The organism is Anaerotignum sp. MB30-C6, assembly GCF_030908465.1.
GTDB lineage: Bacteria > Bacillota > Clostridia > Lachnospirales > Anaerotignaceae > Chakrabartyella.
The window spans coordinates 2,043,496-2,062,348 of sequence record NZ_CP133078.1 but is presented as its reverse complement, the minus strand read 5'-3'; the positions used below and the strand labels follow the sequence as shown (position 1 = coordinate 2,062,348).

Here is an 18,853-nt window from a genome sequence, read left to right as displayed (position 1 = left end):
ATATCAATCTGCGGACAAAAGGTGCTTTTCCAATGAAAAGAAAGATAAGTAGGGCATATACATTTTTTAAGAAAGATTTTTAATAAATCTACATAAAACGAACAATATTTTTATATATCAAAATAAGAACTGCCATTTTGGGGATGGACAGTTCTTATTTGTCTAAGCTTCGAGATTATTTACAGATACGATTATTGTCTCTAAAATCCTGAAAGTCATCATCGTCTTCTTCCTCGAATGCTTTAATTTCATTCATAACTGCAGCAATTTCTTCTAGATTGGTGCTGTTACATAAGATAGTCTGCCATCTCCACCATCTTTGCCATCTGCAATAATTTCTGCACCAACATCTGCAACAACAGCAACAGCAACAGCAGCAGTGGCAGTGGCATTTGTGCCATCTATCGTGGGATTGTGTTTGTCTGCCCATCATATACCTCCTTTCCTCTTGAGTGTTATAATTTGTACACCCTATCTACTATAAAATATGAAAGAATTGCGAATTGGTGAGAAAGAAAAGGCCAAGTTATTTTTTAATATTTTCGAAAGAAATAAATTTGGAGTCTTTATGTTATACTGAAAACGGAAAGTAGGTGAATTTATGATTTCTATGGAAGAGTTTGAGATTTTGGCTGACCAGGTTGCCAATGAGATTCCTTCCGTTTTTTATAATGGGTTAAACGGAGGGATACGATTAAAAGAGGAGGAGCGGTTACATCCTTTATCCAGAGAAAAGGCCCCTGTTTACATTTTAGGGTTATATATTAAAGATGAATTTCTTGGATGTCGCATTGAATTATACTATGGTTCTTTTGCAAAGGTTTGCAGGAACTTTGTTAAGGAGAGAATGATTAAGGAAATACGTGATGTTTTGCGCCATGAATTTCAGCATCATGTGGAGATTATGTGCGGGAATATAGATTTGATTCTAGAAGATGAAAAAGAGTTGAAGAAAATTGAAAAAAGAAGAAGAAGAAATATGTAAATTTTCCAAAAATTGATTGATATTTCATACTGTATATAGTAGCATATTGATAAGTTACTTATTGTGCCGAATTTTGTAACAAAATGTAAATAAGGTGGTGAAGACTGATATAAATTAAGAACGAAAGAGTTTCTAATTATAAAAAGGAGCCGAGTTGTAGTGAGCTTCGGCGACCTGAGCAGGAGTTGAACCCATTTAAGCCTTGGTATGGACAAGTGAGATTTAAGAAAGAAAAAAAGCAATGGCAGCATTCGCTGATTTGAGAATGAAAACCATGCTTTGTTTTTGTACCAAGCTTTGAACCGATCGTCAAAGGATTCAATGAGAGATTGTGCTAACTTAACGCGAATGTATTTGGCGTCTGGGATGTTGTAGCACTTAATCGGATTATTGTAAGTACTGTAACGGTCTGACAATTTTTTTTGTGGAGTTTTTACCGATAATGAATTGATACAAGACAGTAATCATGACAAAAGGCGAAAGCTGCATACTTTTGAGTTCTGCTTTACCAAACAAGAAAGAAACAGATGCAGGCAAAGCTGCTGTAAGTTTAGGTGCAAAAACAATTTTTGCTTTCCAAATTTATCTTTGCCAAACTAATGAAAGTGATGAATATTGCTGTTTTAGGGTGTTTTTACCACTGTTATGCCCGACAACTCAATTTTCATTCAGCTTAACATACGAAAAATTGATAAGGAGTATTTAGTGATATTTAAAAAAATGAAATTGTCATCTAAAATTGGATTTATAGAAGCAATAATGCTTCTAATTATTTTTACTTTATTTATCGGGTTTGCTGTAGTGAATATTCAGTCATCTATTTCGAAAGGTATTTCGGCTGAATTTGATATTATGGCAAAATATAGTGGAACACAGGTTCAAATGTGATAGATAATGCAGAAAATGTAACACTAGACATTGAAAGCTATTTAAGTGATGCCTATGCAAAAGTGAAAACTTTATCCGAAGAAGAGGCTGGCGATGCTAAAAGTCAAGTATTTGGCGTAGCAATGACAAATTGGCAGATAAATTCAGAAGATTATATGCTTTCAACCTTAAGTAGCACCGTTAAAAACAATGAATTTATTGATGGTGCTGGGGTGTTTTTTGAACCATATGCTTTCAATAAAAGTATAGAAAGCTATGCTGTTGCTATAAATTCCGATTTAGCTGAAAATGAAGTAGACACAAGTGAGTATTCTACATATTCCAAACTTGAATTCTATGAAAAAACTAAGCTGGAAAATAAAACAACAATGACGAAACCATATATCGCCAGAGGAAATCTTGTAATATCAGTGAATTCACCCATTGAAATTGATGGTAAATTTTTAGGTGTTATTTCTGTTGATATGAATGTAAGCAACTTCAACAGATTTAATAATGAAAACAGTGATTATCCAACTATGTATACATGCATTTTGGATTCTACGGGAAATCTTATTTTTGACAGTGAAACGAAAGACGGAAGCAGCATTGGTAAGAATATGTCTGAATGGACTCCAAATCCCAAGGATCAGGAGCTTACAGAAAAAGGTTATCAAGAGAAAAATGCGTTCACCACTTGCATTGATGCTGATAATGGTGTAAAAATGAATAGATTCTATTATCCTATTGATGCAGCAGGTGAAACTTGGTGGTCATTGACAGCGATAGAAGAACCTGACATGTTTTCAGATGTAACAAAAACCACAACATCTTTGATTATCATCGCCATTGGAGCGCTGATTTTTATTATTCTTACTATGATTTTAGTGCTTCGCAAGATGATAAATCCAATCGGTCAAGTAGTAAAAGCAGCAGAAAGCATAGCATCTGGAGATTTTGATATCAAATTAGAGGCAACCTCCCAGGATGAGATCGGTGTACTTATAAACACTTTCGATAACACAGCTAGCATGCTAAAAAGAGTGATCAATGATATTTCCGAAGTCTTAGATCAAATGGCCCAAAAGAACTTTGCAGTATCTACATCTGTTGAATATGTAGGTGATTTAAAGAAGATTGAAATCTCAATGGATAACATTATTCATAATCTAAGTGATGTTATAGAAGAAATTAGTGAGGCATCGGAACAAGTTTCTAGTAGTTCTGATCAGGTTTCAATTGGCTCGCAGTCACTTTCGCAGGGTTCTACGGAACAAGCCAGCAGCATAGAGGAACTTTCTGCAACAATTGCAGAAATATCAGATCGAATAAAAAACAATGCCGATAGTGCCTCAAATGCAAAAATAGAATCAGAAAAAGCGCAAGATGAGATTATGATAAGTAACAACCAAATGCAGGACATGATTCGTGCGATGAATGAAATTAGCAATAAATCGGGAGAAATTGATAACATTATAAAAGTTATTGATTCTATTGCTTTTCAGACGAATATTCTTGCACTTAATGCGGCGGTTGAAGCAGCAAGAGCAGGAGATGCAGGAAAAGGTTTCGCAGTTGTTGCGGACGAGGTTAGAAATCTGGCAGGAAAAAGTGCAGAGTCAGCAAAAAGTACAGCTATGCTGATTGAAGAAACAATTAGGGCTGTAGAAAATGGTATGAAAATAGCTGATGCCACTGCAAAGTCCATGCTAAACGTTGTAGACAGCGCTAAAACAGTTACTTTAATCGTGGACGAAATTTCAGATGCATCAAATGAGCAGGCTCATGCAGTAAACCAAGTTACTACTGGTGTAGAACAAATTGCTGCAGTGATACAGACAAATGCTGCAACCGCAGAAGAAAGTGCTGCTGCAAGTGAAGAACTTTCTGGACAGGCTCAAGTGTTAAAATCTCTTGTAGATAAGTTTATACTGAGAGATATTCATTCCGCTGCACCATCCATGCTATCAGATAACATGTCAGAGTTTGAGCAAAATACAATGGATGATAGTAAGTATTAATAGAAATAGAGCATACTGTTTTTTTCTTTAGTGCCTACGCAACAAAGTAGGTCTAGGGTAGACAAACAACCATGAAATAAGGGGTTTCCTAGGGCTGGGAGTTTTCTCCTGGCTCTAACCTCTTATGCTATTTCTGGGGTTGGCAGACCAAATTGATTGTAGTATGACCACCCCCCTTGAACTGGGGGTTCATCTATCCTTTTCGGTGCCAACAAAAAAACAGCACGCAAGGACATTTCCAATGCGTGCTGTTTTTTTCTTATTCAATTTTAAAATATTTACTATACACTATGAGTAGGCCTCTATAAAGTAGGCGATTTCTTTAAGCAAATTAATATGCTCTACCCCAGTAAACCATATGTTTTGCTTTTTTGCCACAACAAACACAAGTATCGGAAATTTCTTCCTGTTCAAAGGGGATGCAACGGCTTGTAGCTGCAGTTTTTTCTTTGATGGCATCTTCGCAAGCCTGATCACCACACCACATTGCTTTTACGAACCCAGGAGTTTCGTTTAACGTGCGTTCGAAATCCTCCATGTTTGTCGCAGAATAGGTTTTGGAATCTCTTCGTTGGGAGGCTCTTTTCAACAGGTTTTCCTGTATTTCTTTCAGTAAGACGGGGATTTTTTCTTCCAGTTCATCCAAGGAAACAATGATTTTTTCCCCAGTATCACGTCTTGCAAGAACAGCCTGATTCTTTTCCAAATCCTTAGGGCCAACTTCCAAACGAAGAGGAACACCCTTCATTTCGTATTCGCTAAACTTCCAGCCAGCGGATTTATCAGAATCGTCTAACTTAATGCGGCAGACTTTGCTTAGATTTTCTCTTATTATTGCGGCTTTTTCCAAAACCCCTTCTTTATGCTGTGCAATGGGGATGATAATCACTTGTGTAGGTGCTACCATTGGAGGCAAAACAAGACCGCTGTTGTCACCATGAACCATGATTAATGCACCAATCAAACGTGTGGTTACACCCCAGCTTGTTTGGTGAACATACTGAAGCTGATTGTCTTTGTCAGTATACTGAATGCCGAAAGCCTGGGCAAAGCCGTTGCCGAAGTTATGGCTTGTGCCAGACTGTAAAGCCTTACCGTCATGCATCAAGCTTTCGATGGTATAGGTTGCTTTCGCACCTGCAAAACGCTCTTTTTCTGTTTTTTCTCCTTTGATAACGGGAATTGCCAAATTTTCATGGCAGAAATCAGCATAAACGTTTAGCATACGGATGGTTTCTGTTTCTGCTTCTTCTGCAGTTGCATGGGCAGTATGACCTTCTTGCCATAAGAATTCTGTGGTTCTCAAGAAAGGACGGGTAGTCTTTTCCCAACGAACAACGGAGCACCACTGATTGTAAAGCTTAGGCAAATCACGGTAGGACTGAATGATGTTTGCGTAATGCTCGCAGAAAAGGGTTTCGGAAGTAGGGCGTACACAAAGACGCTCCTGCAACTTGTTTTCGCCGCCGTGGGTTACCCACGCAACCTCGGGTGCAAAGCCTTCTACATGATCCTTTTCTTTTTGTAACAAGCTTTCGGGAATAAACATTGGCATGTATACATTTTCATGGCCTGTTTCTTTAAAGCGTCTATCCAAATCTTTTTGAATCAATTCCCAAATTGCATAGCCGTAAGGGCGAATAATCATACATCCTTTTAAACTGGAATATTCCGTTAAGTCTGCTTTTTTTACTACGTCGGTGTACCACTGAGGGAAATCCAACTCCATATCGGTAATGGATTCCACCAATTTTTTGTCCTTTGCCATTATCGTTCCTCCTCATTGCTTTTTTATTTTATATGCCTAAAACAGGTTCCTCTTTGTTAAGCTTAATTCGTTTGGCTTTTTCACCACAAAAAAAGACCTGAATCCCAAAAAAGGGACCAAGGTCGAATTGGCGGTGCCACCCTAATTGACGGAAAAATTCCGTCCTCTCAAACTTGTTAACGCCAAGCACGCCGCATTTTCCCTACGGAACTCAAGAGGTGGGTTCAAAAAGGTTTGCCAAGGCTTGCATCAACCGCCTATTTTCTATGGGCAAGGGCACTTTTTTACTATTCCTTATCACTGTTTTTATCAGATACTATCATAAACCGAAAAGAAATGTTCTGTCAAGGGGAAGGCAAGGAAATTTACCTTTTCTCTTACTTTTCTAATTCTTTTCCTTCTTGAGATGGGAAAAATGCGTATGGATATTTTTAGATAGTTGTTGTATGATTAATCTATCAGTGAATTTATGGAAAATTTGGAGGTAGACGATGAAAAAAGTACTTATTGTAATTGATATGCAAAAGGATTTTATAGACGGCTCTTTGGGAACAAAAGAAGCCGAAGAAATTGTTGATTGTGTGTTGAATAAAATTAGTCAGTATCCAAAAGAGAATATTATTGCTACCAGAGATACCCATGAAGAAAATTATTTGGAAACACAAGAGGGGGAAAAACTCCCCGTAGTTCATTGTGTTAGAGGAACAGAGGGCTGGCAGCTTGATAAAAGAATTGCCCAAGCTTTGGAGGTTGTCCCAGTGATTGATAAGCCTACTTTTGGCTCTGTGGAGTTGGTGGAGCTTTTATATAATGAGTGGGTAAAAGAGGAGCTTGAGGTGGAATTGGTTGGCCTTTGCACTGATATTTGTGTGGTTTCTAATGCGATTTTATTAAAGGCAAGGATGCCTGAAATGAAAATCAGTGTGGATTCTGCCTGCTGTGCCGGGGTAACCCCTGAAACCCATAAAGCGGCACTAACAACTTTAGCAATGTGCCACGTAACTGTGAAGTGAGGTGTTTTTTTGAGAGATGAACGTTTGGAGAAGTTGGCAGAGGTTTTAGTTAACTATTCAACTAAAATAAAAGAGGGGGATCGTGTTGCCATATCTGGGGAAGATGTGGCATTACCCTTTGTAAAGGCTGTAACCCGTGCAGCTTTAAAAAATGGTGCTTTAATTGAATATTATATCGATGTTCCAGAAGTGGATGCGGAAATTTTAAAAAACGGTAGCCAAGAGCAATATGCACGAGAGAATATCCGCTTTGGTGCCTGTGCAAAAAGCGATGTGTGGATTAGTGCTTGGGGCAGTGAGAACGTTAAGGTTTTTCAATCCATTGACGGGAAAAAGTTAAAGCAACGCCGCCTAGCTAACAGAGAAAACCGTAAAATTTACTCCGATAGAATCGGGACTGGAGAATTGCGGTGGTGTGGTACCCAATTTCCTACCAACGGTGATGCACAAAATGCAGGAATGAACTTGGAAGAATATGAAGATTTTGTGTATGGTGCAGGTTTTTTGTATGAGGCAGACCCTGTGGCGAAGTGGGAGGAAATGGCCCATTGGCAGGAACGCTGGGTGAAGTACTTAGATGATAAAAAAGAACTGCATATCGTAACCAAGGATACAGATATACGTGTTTCCATTGAGGGTAGAAAATGGGTTAACTGCTGCGGGCAAGAAAATTTTCCCGATGGGGAGATATTCACTTCTCCCGTTGAAGATGGCGTAGATGGACATATAACCTTTTCCTATCCATCCATTATGAATGGAAATGAGTTCGAGAAAGTAAGGTTACATGTTAAAAGCGGACGCATTGTAGAGGCAACTTGCCAGAACAAAGAAATGGAAAGCCAGCTTTTATCTTATATCGATACCGATGAGGGCTCTCGCTATTTTGGCGAAGTGGCAATTGGAACAAACTATGGCATACAGCGACACACCAAGAACATCCTTTTTGATGAGAAAATCGGTGGCTCTATGCATATGGCAATTGGCGAAGCTTTTCATGAGGCAGGGGGCAAAAATGAATCGGCCATTCACTGGGATATGATTACGGATATGACCATTGAGGGAAAGATTTTTGCCGATGGTCAACTCTTCTACGAAAATGGCAGGTTTAAAGAAGAAGTTTTATAAAGATAAACAGTAAAGAGGCAGATGACAGAGGTCATTTGCTTTTTTTTATGTCAAAAAATACAAGAAAAAAACTTGAATGGATTAAAACTTAACTATGAATAGGCTTTTTCACAATATATTTAAAGGAAGCATAGTATAAATGAAGGGATTTCATTTTCTATTTGCTGGAATTTCCTTCCCTTAAAATTTGGCCAAGCCTGGAAGACTCAGTATGGGAAAAAAGAAATCAGCGGGAAGTCCTGTGAATTTCTATATATTAAGACTAGGTTTTTTAAGGGTTACAATTTGGGGGAGATGTAGAACATCAGGCAAACAAAACGGTGGAAGGAGATTGTAATGAAGTCTATAAAGCTAAGGTTAATTGTTATTTTTTCTTTCGTAATATTTATTGTTACAGGGGCGTTAGGATTTATCAACATAAAGATTTTTAGTAACAACTTGATAGAAGAAGCCCATAAGGATTTAGAAACAATCGTGGTATCTGAAGCAAAATACATTAAATCATTAGTCAATTCAAACCTAAAATATGTAGAAGGGCTTGCACAAAACAATATTATTTACGATTCCGAAACTTCTTGGAAAGACAAAGTTTCTTTTTTCGAAAAAGAAGCGGAGCGAGCAGGTTTTGAAGACTTTGCAGTTGTAGATAAGCAGGGAAATGCAAGGTTTTTTAATCGTGCGGGAGAGAAGGAAAATATTGGGGAAAAAGAGTATTTTCAAAGAGCCTTAGAGGGCGAAGGGAATATTTCAGACATTATAGTAGATGCTACAACAGGAGAACTTTCTATTATTTATGCTACGCCTATATACGCTGATGGTGAGATTATAGGGGTCTTTTGTGGACGAAAAGATGGCTCATCACTTTGTTATATCGCTACGTCAATCACTTATGGCACCACAGGAGACTGCCAAATTATCAATAGACAAGGAACCACTGTGGGTCATGAAAATGAGGAAATGGTATTGGAAAAAAACAATGTATTCGAAAGGATCAAAGCTGATAACTCTGGAACAAATATAGATGAGCTTATGAAAAAAATGACCTCTGGTGAAGTTGGAAGCGGTAGCTATTTATATAACAATGTAGACAAAATTGCAGCTTATGCACCTGTTGCGGATTCGCCCTGGGTTGTCATAATGGGTATAGAAAGCAGCGAAGTTTTGGATGAACTGCGGTCACTGACGAGTGTTCTCATTACAATGATTACAGCGGCGGTTATTTTAGGGGCTGTGGCAACTTATTTTGTAAGTAGTTTTATTACAAAGCCTTTGAAAAAAATTACAAAAGCGGCACAACAAATTGCCCAAGGGGATTTTGATGTTGCGCTGAATGTGAAGTCAAAAGATGAGGTTGGGCAATTGGCCACTGCTTTTAATCAGACCATTGAGCGACTGGTAAATTACCAAGGCTATATCGATGAAATTTCTGATACCCTTTTAAATATTTCCAATGGAGATTTGACTACAGAGTTGAAAAGAGAATATGAAGGGCAGTTCGAAAAAGTAAAGGTGAATACCCAAGCGATGCTTCATAATCTTAATGTAACCATGACACAAATCAATCAATCTGCTGAACAAGTGGATAGTGGTTCAGACCAAGTGGCAACTGGTGCCCAAGCTCTTTCCCAAGGTGCCACAGAACAAGCAAGCTCCATTGAAGAAGTTTCCGCTGAAATTGGTAATATTGCATTACAGATTAAAAAGAATGCAGAAAAAGCAAGTGTTGTTAGTGAAAAAGCAAAAGTTTCTGGCAAAGTGTTAGAAAACAGTAATGAAGAAATGAAACAGATGATAATAGCCATGGATCAAATCAGCCTTAGATCTTCTGAAATTTCAAAAATTATAAAACTCATTGATGATATTGCATTTCAGACAAATATTTTGGCTTTAAATGCAGCCGTAGAGGCGGCAAGGGCAGGAACAGCAGGTAAGGGCTTTGCAGTTGTTGCCGATGAGGTAAGGAATTTAGCGGCAAAATCTACGGAAGCGGCAAAAAGTACTACAATTTTAATAGAAGAAACCCTGGAAGCAGTAAAGACCGGTACGTCTATTGCAAGCACAACGGCGCAATTTTTGGAAGAAAGCGCTTTGGGTGCCGAGGATGTCATAGCCTTTGTTTTTGAAATCGCCGATGTATCTCAACAGCAGGCAGTTGCGATTGAACAAATTAACCTGAGCATTGAACAAATTTCATCAGTGGTTCAAACCAACGCGGCCACTGCAGAGGAAAGTGCGGCAGCTAGTGAAGAGCTATCAGGGCAGGCAAACTTGTTAAGAGAATTAGTCTCAGAGTTTAAAACCAAGGAACCTGACTATTTGGCACAATATAAACAAGACAACTCTGATTATCCAGGCAATGGAAGCTATAGTCAAATTCATAGTCCCATAAAAGGGGACTATGACCAAACGAAATATTAAAAGTTAAATTTAAGGCTCACCCCATCTATCTGTTATTTGGATAGATGGGGTTTTGTTGTTTGGCTTAATAAAAGGTGCGCTGAAGAACAGTTCAGCTGTGGCAACATGAAATGAGCTTTCAGACTGCACTATGAAAAGATTTTATAAGGCTAATGAGCCACTTTTTTAGCAAAAGTTATAGTTTATGAAAGAAACAAAATGAGTGAACTATTTTTTAGTATTATTCAATAAATATGTATAAATTGACGAAATATGTAGATTCTTGTCTTTAATTATGGTAAAATATTCCATGAAATCTATTACATAATTGGAAATAATTTAAATTTCTACAGGTATTATATTCCACTAACTTTGAAATTTCATTTATCTAGCAGTGTAGTCAAAACAAATTAATAAGGAAGGAAGGAGTAGTAATATTAGAGGGCGGGGCGTAAGGCTTGGGAGAAACTTTAAGTAGAGTACGATAATGCTAAAGGTTTCTTAACAATTATAGAAAGCAGAAATAGGAGGGGAAGGAAAATGAAGTCAATAAGACTAAAATTAATGTCAGGATTTACTCTAGTAATATTTCTAATTACTGCAGTGCTAGGGGTTATTAACATCACTAATGTTAGTAATGTTATAGAAAAAGACGCCTACAGCGAATTAGAAATGATGGCGGTCACGGAGGCAAACTATATCCATGCTTTGGTTGAAACAGACCTTAAGTACCTGGAAGGGCTTGCACAAAACGGTATGATTCTTGATACAGAAACACCTTGGGAGGAAAAGGCTTCCTTTTTACAAAAAGAAGCACAAAGAGCAGGTTATATAGCTTTTGCCTTTGCAGACAAGGAAGGAAATGCTACGGTATTTGACAATGCAGGCACCAAAGTAAAGATAGGCGGAAGGGATTATTTCCAAAAAGCCTTAAGTGGTGAACCGGCTGTGTCTGATGTCATCATTAGCAATGCAACGGGGGAACTTGTTGTGATTGACGCAACACCAATCTACGCCAATGGACAGCTACAGGGGGTATTCTATGGACGTAAGGATGGCTCCACCCTTACGAAAGTAGCAGAAGAGATTGCTTTTCGCTCCACAGGATATGGCTATATTATAAACAATGAAGGAACTACAGTTGGACACAAAAACTTTGATTTAGTAATGCAGCAAGATAATGACATTGAAAATGCAAAGACTAATGAATCATTAAAAGAGTTGGGTGCCCTTACTGAGGAAATGATTACGGGAAAAGTTGCATCAGGTACTTATCATTATAACGGAGTAGAAAAAATTGCAGGGTTTGCACCCGTTGAACATACCCCGTGGATTGTAGTTATGGGCATGGAACACTCAGAACTAGATGAGGAAGTTCGAGAGGTACGAAACACATTCTTAGTTTTAATTCTTGGAGCAATTATTTTTGGTGCCATTGTAACATTTTTTGTTAGCGGTGCCATTTCAAAGCCCATCATAAAAATAACAGAAGCGGCGCAACAAATTGCCGATGGTAATTTTAATGTTGCATTAGATGTGAACACCAAGGGTGAGGTGGGGCAGCTTGCCGCCGCATTCCGTCTAACCATTGAAAGGTTGGTAAATTACCAAGGATATATCGATGAAATTGCAGACGTCCTTTTAGAAATTTCTAAGGGTAACTTAACTACAGAACTACAGAGGGAATACGTAGGTCAGTTTGCAAAAATCAAAGTGAATACCCAAGCAATGTTGAATAATCTAAACGCAACACTATTGCAAATTAACCAAGCATCAGATCAGGTAAATAGTGGCTCAGACCAAGTGGCAAACGGCGCACAGGCGCTCTCTCAAGGGGCAACAGAACAAGCAAGCTCTATTGAAGAGCTTTCAGCAAGCATTGCAGAAATGGCAGATCAAATCAGGAAAAATGCAGAAAATGCCACCTTGGTAAGGGAAAAAGCTGAAGCTTCGGGAAAAGTGCTTGCCAATAGTAATCAAGAAATGCAAGAAATGATAGCGGCTATGGAGCAGATTAGCCAGAGATCAGCGGAGATTTCCAAAATAATCAAACTAATCGATGACATTGCTTTTCAGACCAATATACTTGCTTTAAATGCGGCGGTAGAGGCAGCACGTGCAGGTGACGCAGGCAAGGGGTTTGCCGTAGTTGCTGACGAAGTAAGGAATTTAGCTGGCAAATCTACAGAGGCAGCAAAGAGCACCACGGTATTAATTGAGGAAACTTTGGAAGCGGTTAAAAGTGGAACGAAAATTGCAAGCAGCACCGCTGTGTCTTTGGAAGAGAGTGCTGTAGGCGGTAAGGAAGTCGTTTCCTTGATTTTTGAAATTGCGGATGCATCTCAACAGCAGGCATCCTCCATTGAACAGATTAATTCTGGTATTGAACAAATTTCTGCAGTCGTTCAAACGAATGCTGCTACTGCTGAAGAAAGTGCCGCTGCTAGTGAGGAACTATCCAGTCAGGCAAACTTGCTAAAAGAGTTGATTTCTGAGTTTAAGACGAAAGGATCAAAGTATGCAGTTAAATCCTCTGGGGGTAACGATGCGTTCTCTGACTACGATGGCTTTACGGAAGATCAAAACCTAAGTGTGAGAGATAAGGATAATAGCAAATATTAATCATAAAGTGAAGGCAGCCTCATTTATAGACGATAAATGAGGCTGCCTTTTTTGTCCCAAATAAAAAGGAAATTGATAACTTGCATCAGAGAAAAAGTTGGTGCCCTTTAAAAAATCTTAATTTTTTTGAAATATTAATATTATAAAATTTGAAAAAAATAAAAAATAATTGTGAATTGTCGAAAAGCCTTGAATATAGGGATTTTTTATATGCAATACATAAAAATTATGTGTTTTTATGAAGAAACACGTTGACAAAATTATTAATTATACTTATACTTAATTTAACAATTATGTAACAATTTTAATTTGATGGTTACGGAGGAGAAATTGGCATGATGATTTCCAAAGCGCTAAAACAAATTTGTATCACAACATCTATCCTTATGGTAGGCTCTACTGTTGCTTTTGCCGCTGATTCGGGACAAGCTACCGGATCCGCTGTTAACGTGAGAAAAGAAGCTAACACAGAGGCAGATGTTGTTGGTAAAATTAGTAAGGGCTCTGAATATATAGTATTAGCAAAAGACGGAGACTGGTATCAAATTTCCTTTGAAGGCGACGATGCTTTTGTTTCTGCCGACTATTTTGAGTTAACAAAAATCGAGGCAGTTGTTACTGGCAATAGTGTAAATGTAAGAAAAGCCCCTTCCGCTTCTGGAGATTCTTTGGGGAAGCTGAGCGACGGGGATGCCGTGGTCGTAACGGGCCAAAGCGGAGACTGGTATCGTATTTCTTATAGTGGGTCAAATGCATATGTTAGCAAAGATTATGTTACTGGCAATCTCTTAACAAAAGTTACCGCTGTTGCCTCTGAGGCAGTGGAAAATGCAGGACAAGATATTGAGAATACATTTGGTGTGATTACTGCTTCCACAGGTTTAAAATTACGAAAAGAAGCATCAACGATTTCAACGGTGTTAACAGTTTTGCCCTATGGCACTGAGGTGAACATCGACCGTGTGGGTCAGGAATGGGTAAGAATTATTACCGATGATGGACAGAAAGGTTATGTAAGTGCAGAATTCCTTTCCATTCGTAACGGGGAGCGTACCTCCAGATCTAACGGTTCAAAAGGAGCAGAAGTTGTATCTTATGCCAAGCAGTTTATTGGAACTCCTTATGTTTGGGGTGGCACCAATTTGACAAAAGGCGTGGATTGTTCTGGTTTTGTTTATGCAGTTATGAAGAATTTTGGTGTTACTTTAAATAGATCCTCTTATTCCATGGTATCTAATGGCGTAGAAGTTTCAAAGTCTCAGTTACAAGCTGGGGATTTGGTATTCTTTAACGCAGGTGGAAACAGCCGTATTTCCCATGTAGGCATTTATATGGGTGATGGAAACTACATCCACTCCACCGACGGTGCAGCCTATGGCGTTACAGTAACAGCTTTAAATAGTGGTTATAGTGCAAATACATATGTAACAGCAAGACGTGTAGTAAGATAATTTAATGGACTCAATAAAGTACCCCATCTTTTAAGATGTGGGTACTTATTTGCGTTTCATGGTAGCGTTATAAATTTCTGGTGGAGCAAAACGATAGACATGGCCTGTTGCGCATATTATTTGCTTTTGATGGCTTGTCATGAATGGGGGCAGATGTAAATAACTACTGCTAGATTCGTTCAGGAGAAGTTATTGCAAATCATTGATTATTTTAAGCGAGTAATGCACGACCCACCTCTGCCCTTTATCTGGAACAAAAATTAATATAACGTAATGTTGTGTTTCGTCCTTAATAGAAAAGTAAATACAAAAAGAGGTTCGCAAAAATTGCCAACCTCTTTTTGTATATATGAACATTTGTAACCTATAGAAAAAGAATTTAATTTCTCTTACGTAGTCTTTTTCTACGCAAAGCCCGCTGTTTTCTGCGTTGCTTTCTTTTGAAATGACCAATGGTACGAGTGATGCCAAATAGAATCATAGCGGAAAGGAGAATTCCCAGAAGAACGATACCCGCTATTCTTAGTAATTTATCCCTTTTTTCTTTTTCTTGTGCCAAGCGAGTTTCTTCGGGGGTTTCTTCCATGGTTCCTTGAGCCAATAGGGGAACCGTTGAAATTGTTTTCTGGCCTGATTTCACTGTTAGTGTGCCTATTTCTTGGCCTGCTGTTACGGGGGCATCAAGGGTTTCGGGGTATTCCAAATCAACTTGAATGTTTGACAAAGTTGAATTCACAGGAATTGTTTTATAAACATCATCCTTCGGTGCCACTGTAATATTTCCAAGGCTTGATGTTTTATTTTTGTATGTCTCCACAACTTCCACTGTTTTTGTATAATCTCCAGCAGCAAAAACTTTTGCCGTCTGAAAATTAGCAAAACCATATTCGAATAAAGCTTTAGAATCCACATAGTGCTCAGCACCGCTGCATTTTAAAACCACAGCAATTAGTTCCGTATCTCCCTTTTTTGCAAAGGTGACCAGAGTATTTAAAGCTTCGGATACATAGCCCGTTTTTCCTCCAGTTGCGTATTCATAATAGTAAATGGAGTTTTTGTTAAGCATCTGATGCTGCCCATGTAAATACCTGATTTCAGGTTGCTTACTGGTCGGGGGGATTTCGTAATATGTGGCGCTCATCATTTCACGATAGGCGTCTTGTTTTAACAGCTCCTTGGCAATCAAAGCCATATCATAAGCGCACGTATAGTGATTTTCATGAAAAAGACCGTTGGCATTTACAAAATTTGTTGTTTTACAACCCAACTCTTTGGCTCGCTGTGTCATATGTTGGGCAAATGCCGTAATGGAGCCGTCCACATATTCGGCAACAGCGTTAGAAACTTCGTTGGCGGAGCGGAGCAAAATGCCATATAAGGCTTGCTCCAAGGTGATTTGTTCGCCCTCCTGCATAGCGATATGGGCACTATTTGGTTCTATGCTATAGACTGCCTCGTGGGAAAAGGTAATGGAATCATCTAATTTCCCATTTTCCAAGGCCAAAAGTACTGTCATAAGTTTTGTAATGCTGGCAGGATACATTCGATTTTTACTATTTTTTTCGTATAGAATTTCTCCTGTGGTTGCATCCATGAGGATTCCGGCCTCAGCGCATATTTCTGGTTCCCCAAGGGGCGTATATAAATTTGTTTCAGCTTCTGAAAGGGGTTGAGCGAAAGCTGAAAAACAAGGTATTGTTAAACAAAAAGATAAGAAGGTAATTAAAAATGATTGTTTCATTGGCTTCTCCTATATGACTTTTGGAAAATTTGTGTTAGAATGATATATGCTTCAAGGGAGTTATGATACACATTAGGTTATTGGTTTTTTGTAATAAAAATATACAAAAAGACGATTTGTTTTTGTTTCCTCCCGGATTTTGTGTTAGAATATTAGTTAAGTTTTTGAAGCGAAAAGTAAGAATAATAAAAATTCTTACCGTTTAATGCTTGTTTTGGATTATATTTCTATGCATACTTTATAAGTATAACAAATTTATTGGTAAAACAAAAGGGGTTTAAATTAAACTTGGATGAAAAAAGAGGAAATTTACTTTCTAAAAATAGAGGACTTTTAACACTGGTATGGATGGTTTCTTTGTTTGTGTTAGGTGGGCTTTTTTTGTCGGCCCAAGAAGGGGAAAACATAACCATAGGTACTGAAATTACTGCAGGTGGTCTTGAGGAAAGATGGTCGGAAGAGTATAAGCTTTTGTTACCGGGCACAATAGAAAAAATTAACATCAATACGGCTGACCAACAGACTTTAGAAGCTTTGCCTGGGGTGGGAGAAAAGATTGCAAAGGCAATTGTTTCATATAGAGAAGAAAAAGGTCTTTTTCATTCAATAGACGAGATTGTTCATGTCTCAGGTATCGGGGTTAAAAAACGAAACCAGATGAAAGAGTTTATTATCGTAGAATAAATAGGAGGAACAAAATGGCATATCATGTTTTAGTAGTTGATGATGAAAAACTCATTGTAAAGGGAATTAAATTTTCTTTGGAGCAAGATGGAATGCAGGTAACTCCCGCTTATGATGGTGAAGAGGCGTTGCAACTGATCAAAGACTCCAACTTCGATTTGATTGTGTTAGACGTTATGCTGCCTAAAATGGATGGGCTTCAAGTTTGCCAACAAGTTAGGGAATTCTCTCAGGTACCCATTATTATGGTTACAGCAAAGGGCGAAGATATGGATAAAATTATGGGCTTAGAATATGGTGCAGACGACTATATTACAAAGCCATTCAATATTTTGGAATTAAAAGCTAGAATCAAAGCGATTTTACGTCGTAGTGTGAAAAAAGCTCCTGCGGAAGGTTCTAAGAATATTTTGAAAGCCAGAGAGCTAGAGCTTTCCTATGATAGCAGACGAGTGTTTATTCAGGAAAAAGAAGTAAACCTGACAGCAAAGGAATTTGATTTGTTAGAACTTTTGATGGAAAACCCAGGTAAGGTTTATAGTCGAGAAAAACTCCTTGATACGGTTTGGGGCTATGATTATCCAGGGGATGTACGCACCGTTGATGTGCATGTACGCCGCCTAAGAGAAAAGATCGAGGCAAATCCCAGTGAGCCGAAATATATCTTTACAAAATGGGGAGTTGGTTACTATTTTAATTAAGAGCAAAAAGAGTGCAATGAAAAACAAGAAGTCTTATTTTCTTAGTTTGCGGTGGATTCTTTTGGGGACATATGTTGTAATCGGTATCGTTCCTCTGCTTTTGATTGCAAGCACCATCCTCCACTCCGTGCAGGATTATTTTATCGAGGAGCGAAAAAAAGAATTACTCAGTCAGGCGAATGTGATTTCAGGACAGATAACTTCCTATGACTACATGGCAGATAAAGAAATTCGGGACACATTAGAAGAAACCATGTTGGAAATGAGCCAACGCCATGAATTTCGTGTTTTGGTGTTAGATTCCTCCTGCTTTGTAGTATATGACACAGGATATAGCGATGTTGGTAAAACAGTTTTAATTCCGGAAGTGATCGAGGCTTTGGAAAATAAGGATATCTCTAGGGTACAGGAAAATGGAATGGTTTATGCAGCTGTATCAATTTATGGTAGTAACAACACCCGCGTTGGGGTTGTTTTGGTTTCTGATGATTTGCAAGATATCTCGGATACAGTAAGCAATATTGCAAAAAAGGGTAATTTAATTCTAGCTGGCCTTGCCATTATTGTAATTATTGTGATGGTTATTATATCTCAAATTTTCACAGAGCCCATTAAAAAAATGATTAAAGTAATCCAAAAGATGTCTGAGGGTTATTTTGAGCAAAGAATACAAGTGCGATCCCAGATTCATAATGAAGTAGTGGATTTGGCCTTGGCTTGTAATCAAATGGCGGACCAGCTGGAAAAAGTAGAATCCACCAGACAGCAGTTTGTTTCAAATGTTTCCCATGAGTTGAAAACACCATTAAGCTCTATTAAGGTTTTAAGCGAATCTATTTTGCTCCAAGAAGGCGTGCCCCAAGAAATGTATGTGGAATTTCTTCATGACATCAATTCTGAGGTAGATAGAATGGCGGCGATTATCAATGACCTTTTGACTCTGGTTAAGCTAGACCAAAAGGAAATCCCTTTGAATTTCAAGGAAACAGATTTAAGCGAAATGACGGAGGGGATCATCAAACGGCTTCTTCCTTTGGCCCAAGCGAAAAATATTCAAATAAACTACGACAAGACCAAGGAAGTATCGGCAATGGTTGATGAGATGAAGTTGACTTTGGCTGTTGCCAACTTAGTTGATAATGCAATAAAGTACACGCCGGAAAATGGTAAAGTACAAGTGAATTTGGATGGAGACCATCAAAATGCATTTATAAGTGTTTCGGACACAGGTATTGGAATTCCCGATGACGAAGTTGGACGAATTTTTGAAAGATTCTATCGTGTGGACAAAACAAGGGATAGAGAAACTGGTGGCACTGGCCTGGGGCTTTCTATAACCCATAGTACAATTATGATGCACAATGGCAGCATTAAGGTTCACAGCAAAGATGATGAAGGAACTACGATTTTAGTTCGAATTCCATTACGTCAGAACATATAGTATTTTTTAGAAGGAGCGTATTCTTTCAAAAATATTA

Annotated in this window: 13 protein-coding genes and 1 other annotated feature; of the genes, 10 read left to right on the top strand and 3 right to left on the bottom strand. The window is 38.3% G+C overall.

The features are described from left to right. Positions 1–175 precede the first annotated feature (175 nt). Positions 176–430, bottom strand: coding sequence for a hypothetical protein (locus tag RBQ60_RS10125; protein WP_307883570.1), 255 nt, complete (start codon positions 428–430; stop codon positions 176–178). A gap of 171 nt (positions 431–601) precedes the next feature. Here RBQ60_RS10125 and RBQ60_RS10120 point away from each other — a divergent pair, with 171 nt between their 5' ends. Together RBQ60_RS10120 and RBQ60_RS10115 are read left to right on the top strand one after the other, a co-directional pair. Continuing rightward, a complete protein-coding gene (locus RBQ60_RS10120) occupies positions 602–985 on the top strand; it encodes a metallopeptidase family protein (protein ID WP_307883569.1) in 384 nt (127 codons plus the stop codon). Positions 986–1,869: 884 nt separating this feature from the next. After that, entirely contained in the window at positions 1,870–3,873 is a 2,004-nt protein-coding gene (locus RBQ60_RS10115) for a methyl-accepting chemotaxis protein (protein WP_307883568.1), read from the top strand. A gap of 331 nt (positions 3,874–4,204) precedes the next feature. Here RBQ60_RS10115 and proS read toward each other — a convergent pair whose 3' ends face one another. After that, positions 4,205–5,641 carry a proline--tRNA ligase gene (gene proS / locus RBQ60_RS10110; protein WP_307883566.1) on the bottom strand — a complete coding sequence of 479 codons (1,437 nt, stop codon included), beginning with the start codon at positions 5,639–5,641 and terminating at the stop codon, positions 4,205–4,207. 108 nt (positions 5,642–5,749) lie between these two features. After that, positions 5,750–5,951: a binding site (T-box leader), on the bottom strand. Between the two features lie 181 nt (positions 5,952–6,132). Here proS and RBQ60_RS10105 point away from each other — a divergent pair. From RBQ60_RS10105 to RBQ60_RS10085, 5 genes are all read left to right on the top strand, one after another. After that, on the top strand, positions 6,133–6,654 hold the full coding sequence (locus RBQ60_RS10105) for a cysteine hydrolase family protein (protein WP_307883565.1): 522 nt from the start codon (positions 6,133–6,135) through the stop codon (positions 6,652–6,654). A 9-nt stretch (positions 6,655–6,663) separates the two neighbouring features. Further along, complete coding sequence (locus tag RBQ60_RS10100) at positions 6,664–7,779, top strand: aminopeptidase (protein ID WP_307883564.1); 1,116 nt, start codon at positions 6,664–6,666, stop codon at positions 7,777–7,779. Positions 7,780–8,115: 336 nt separating this feature from the next. After that, positions 8,116–10,197 carry a methyl-accepting chemotaxis protein gene (locus RBQ60_RS10095; RefSeq protein ID WP_307883562.1) on the top strand — a complete coding sequence of 694 codons (2,082 nt, stop codon included), beginning with the start codon at positions 8,116–8,118 and terminating at the stop codon, positions 10,195–10,197. A 519-nt stretch (positions 10,198–10,716) separates the two neighbouring features. Further along, positions 10,717–12,798 carry a methyl-accepting chemotaxis protein gene (locus tag RBQ60_RS10090; RefSeq protein WP_307883561.1) on the top strand — a complete coding sequence of 694 codons (2,082 nt, stop codon included), beginning with the start codon at positions 10,717–10,719 and terminating at the stop codon, positions 12,796–12,798. Positions 12,799–13,133: 335 nt separating this feature from the next. Continuing rightward, entirely contained in the window at positions 13,134–14,249 is a 1,116-nt protein-coding gene (locus tag RBQ60_RS10085; RefSeq protein ID WP_307883559.1) for a C40 family peptidase, read from the top strand. Between the two features lie 379 nt (positions 14,250–14,628). On the opposite strand, the gene RBQ60_RS10080 is transcribed toward RBQ60_RS10085, so the two are convergent. Further along, positions 14,629–15,990 (bottom strand): D-alanyl-D-alanine carboxypeptidase family protein, encoded by a 1,362-nt coding sequence (locus tag RBQ60_RS10080; RefSeq protein WP_307883558.1) that lies wholly within the window; start codon positions 15,988–15,990, stop codon positions 14,629–14,631. A gap of 288 nt (positions 15,991–16,278) precedes the next feature. Between RBQ60_RS10080 and RBQ60_RS10075 the strand changes: the two genes are divergently transcribed. From RBQ60_RS10075 to RBQ60_RS10065, 3 genes are all read left to right on the top strand, one after another. Then, the gene (locus RBQ60_RS10075; RefSeq protein WP_307883557.1) at positions 16,279–16,674 is read left to right on the top strand and encodes a ComEA family DNA-binding protein; all 396 of its coding nucleotides are present in this window, start codon (positions 16,279–16,281) and stop codon (positions 16,672–16,674) included. Between the two features lie 14 nt (positions 16,675–16,688). Beyond that, positions 16,689–17,375 (top strand): response regulator transcription factor, encoded by a 687-nt coding sequence (locus RBQ60_RS10070; protein WP_307883556.1) that lies wholly within the window; start codon positions 16,689–16,691, stop codon positions 17,373–17,375. Between the two features lie 61 nt (positions 17,376–17,436). Further along, the gene (locus RBQ60_RS10065) at positions 17,437–18,816 is read left to right on the top strand and encodes a sensor histidine kinase (protein ID WP_307883555.1); all 1,380 of its coding nucleotides are present in this window, start codon (positions 17,437–17,439) and stop codon (positions 18,814–18,816) included. Positions 18,817–18,853: the final 37 nt, after the last annotated feature.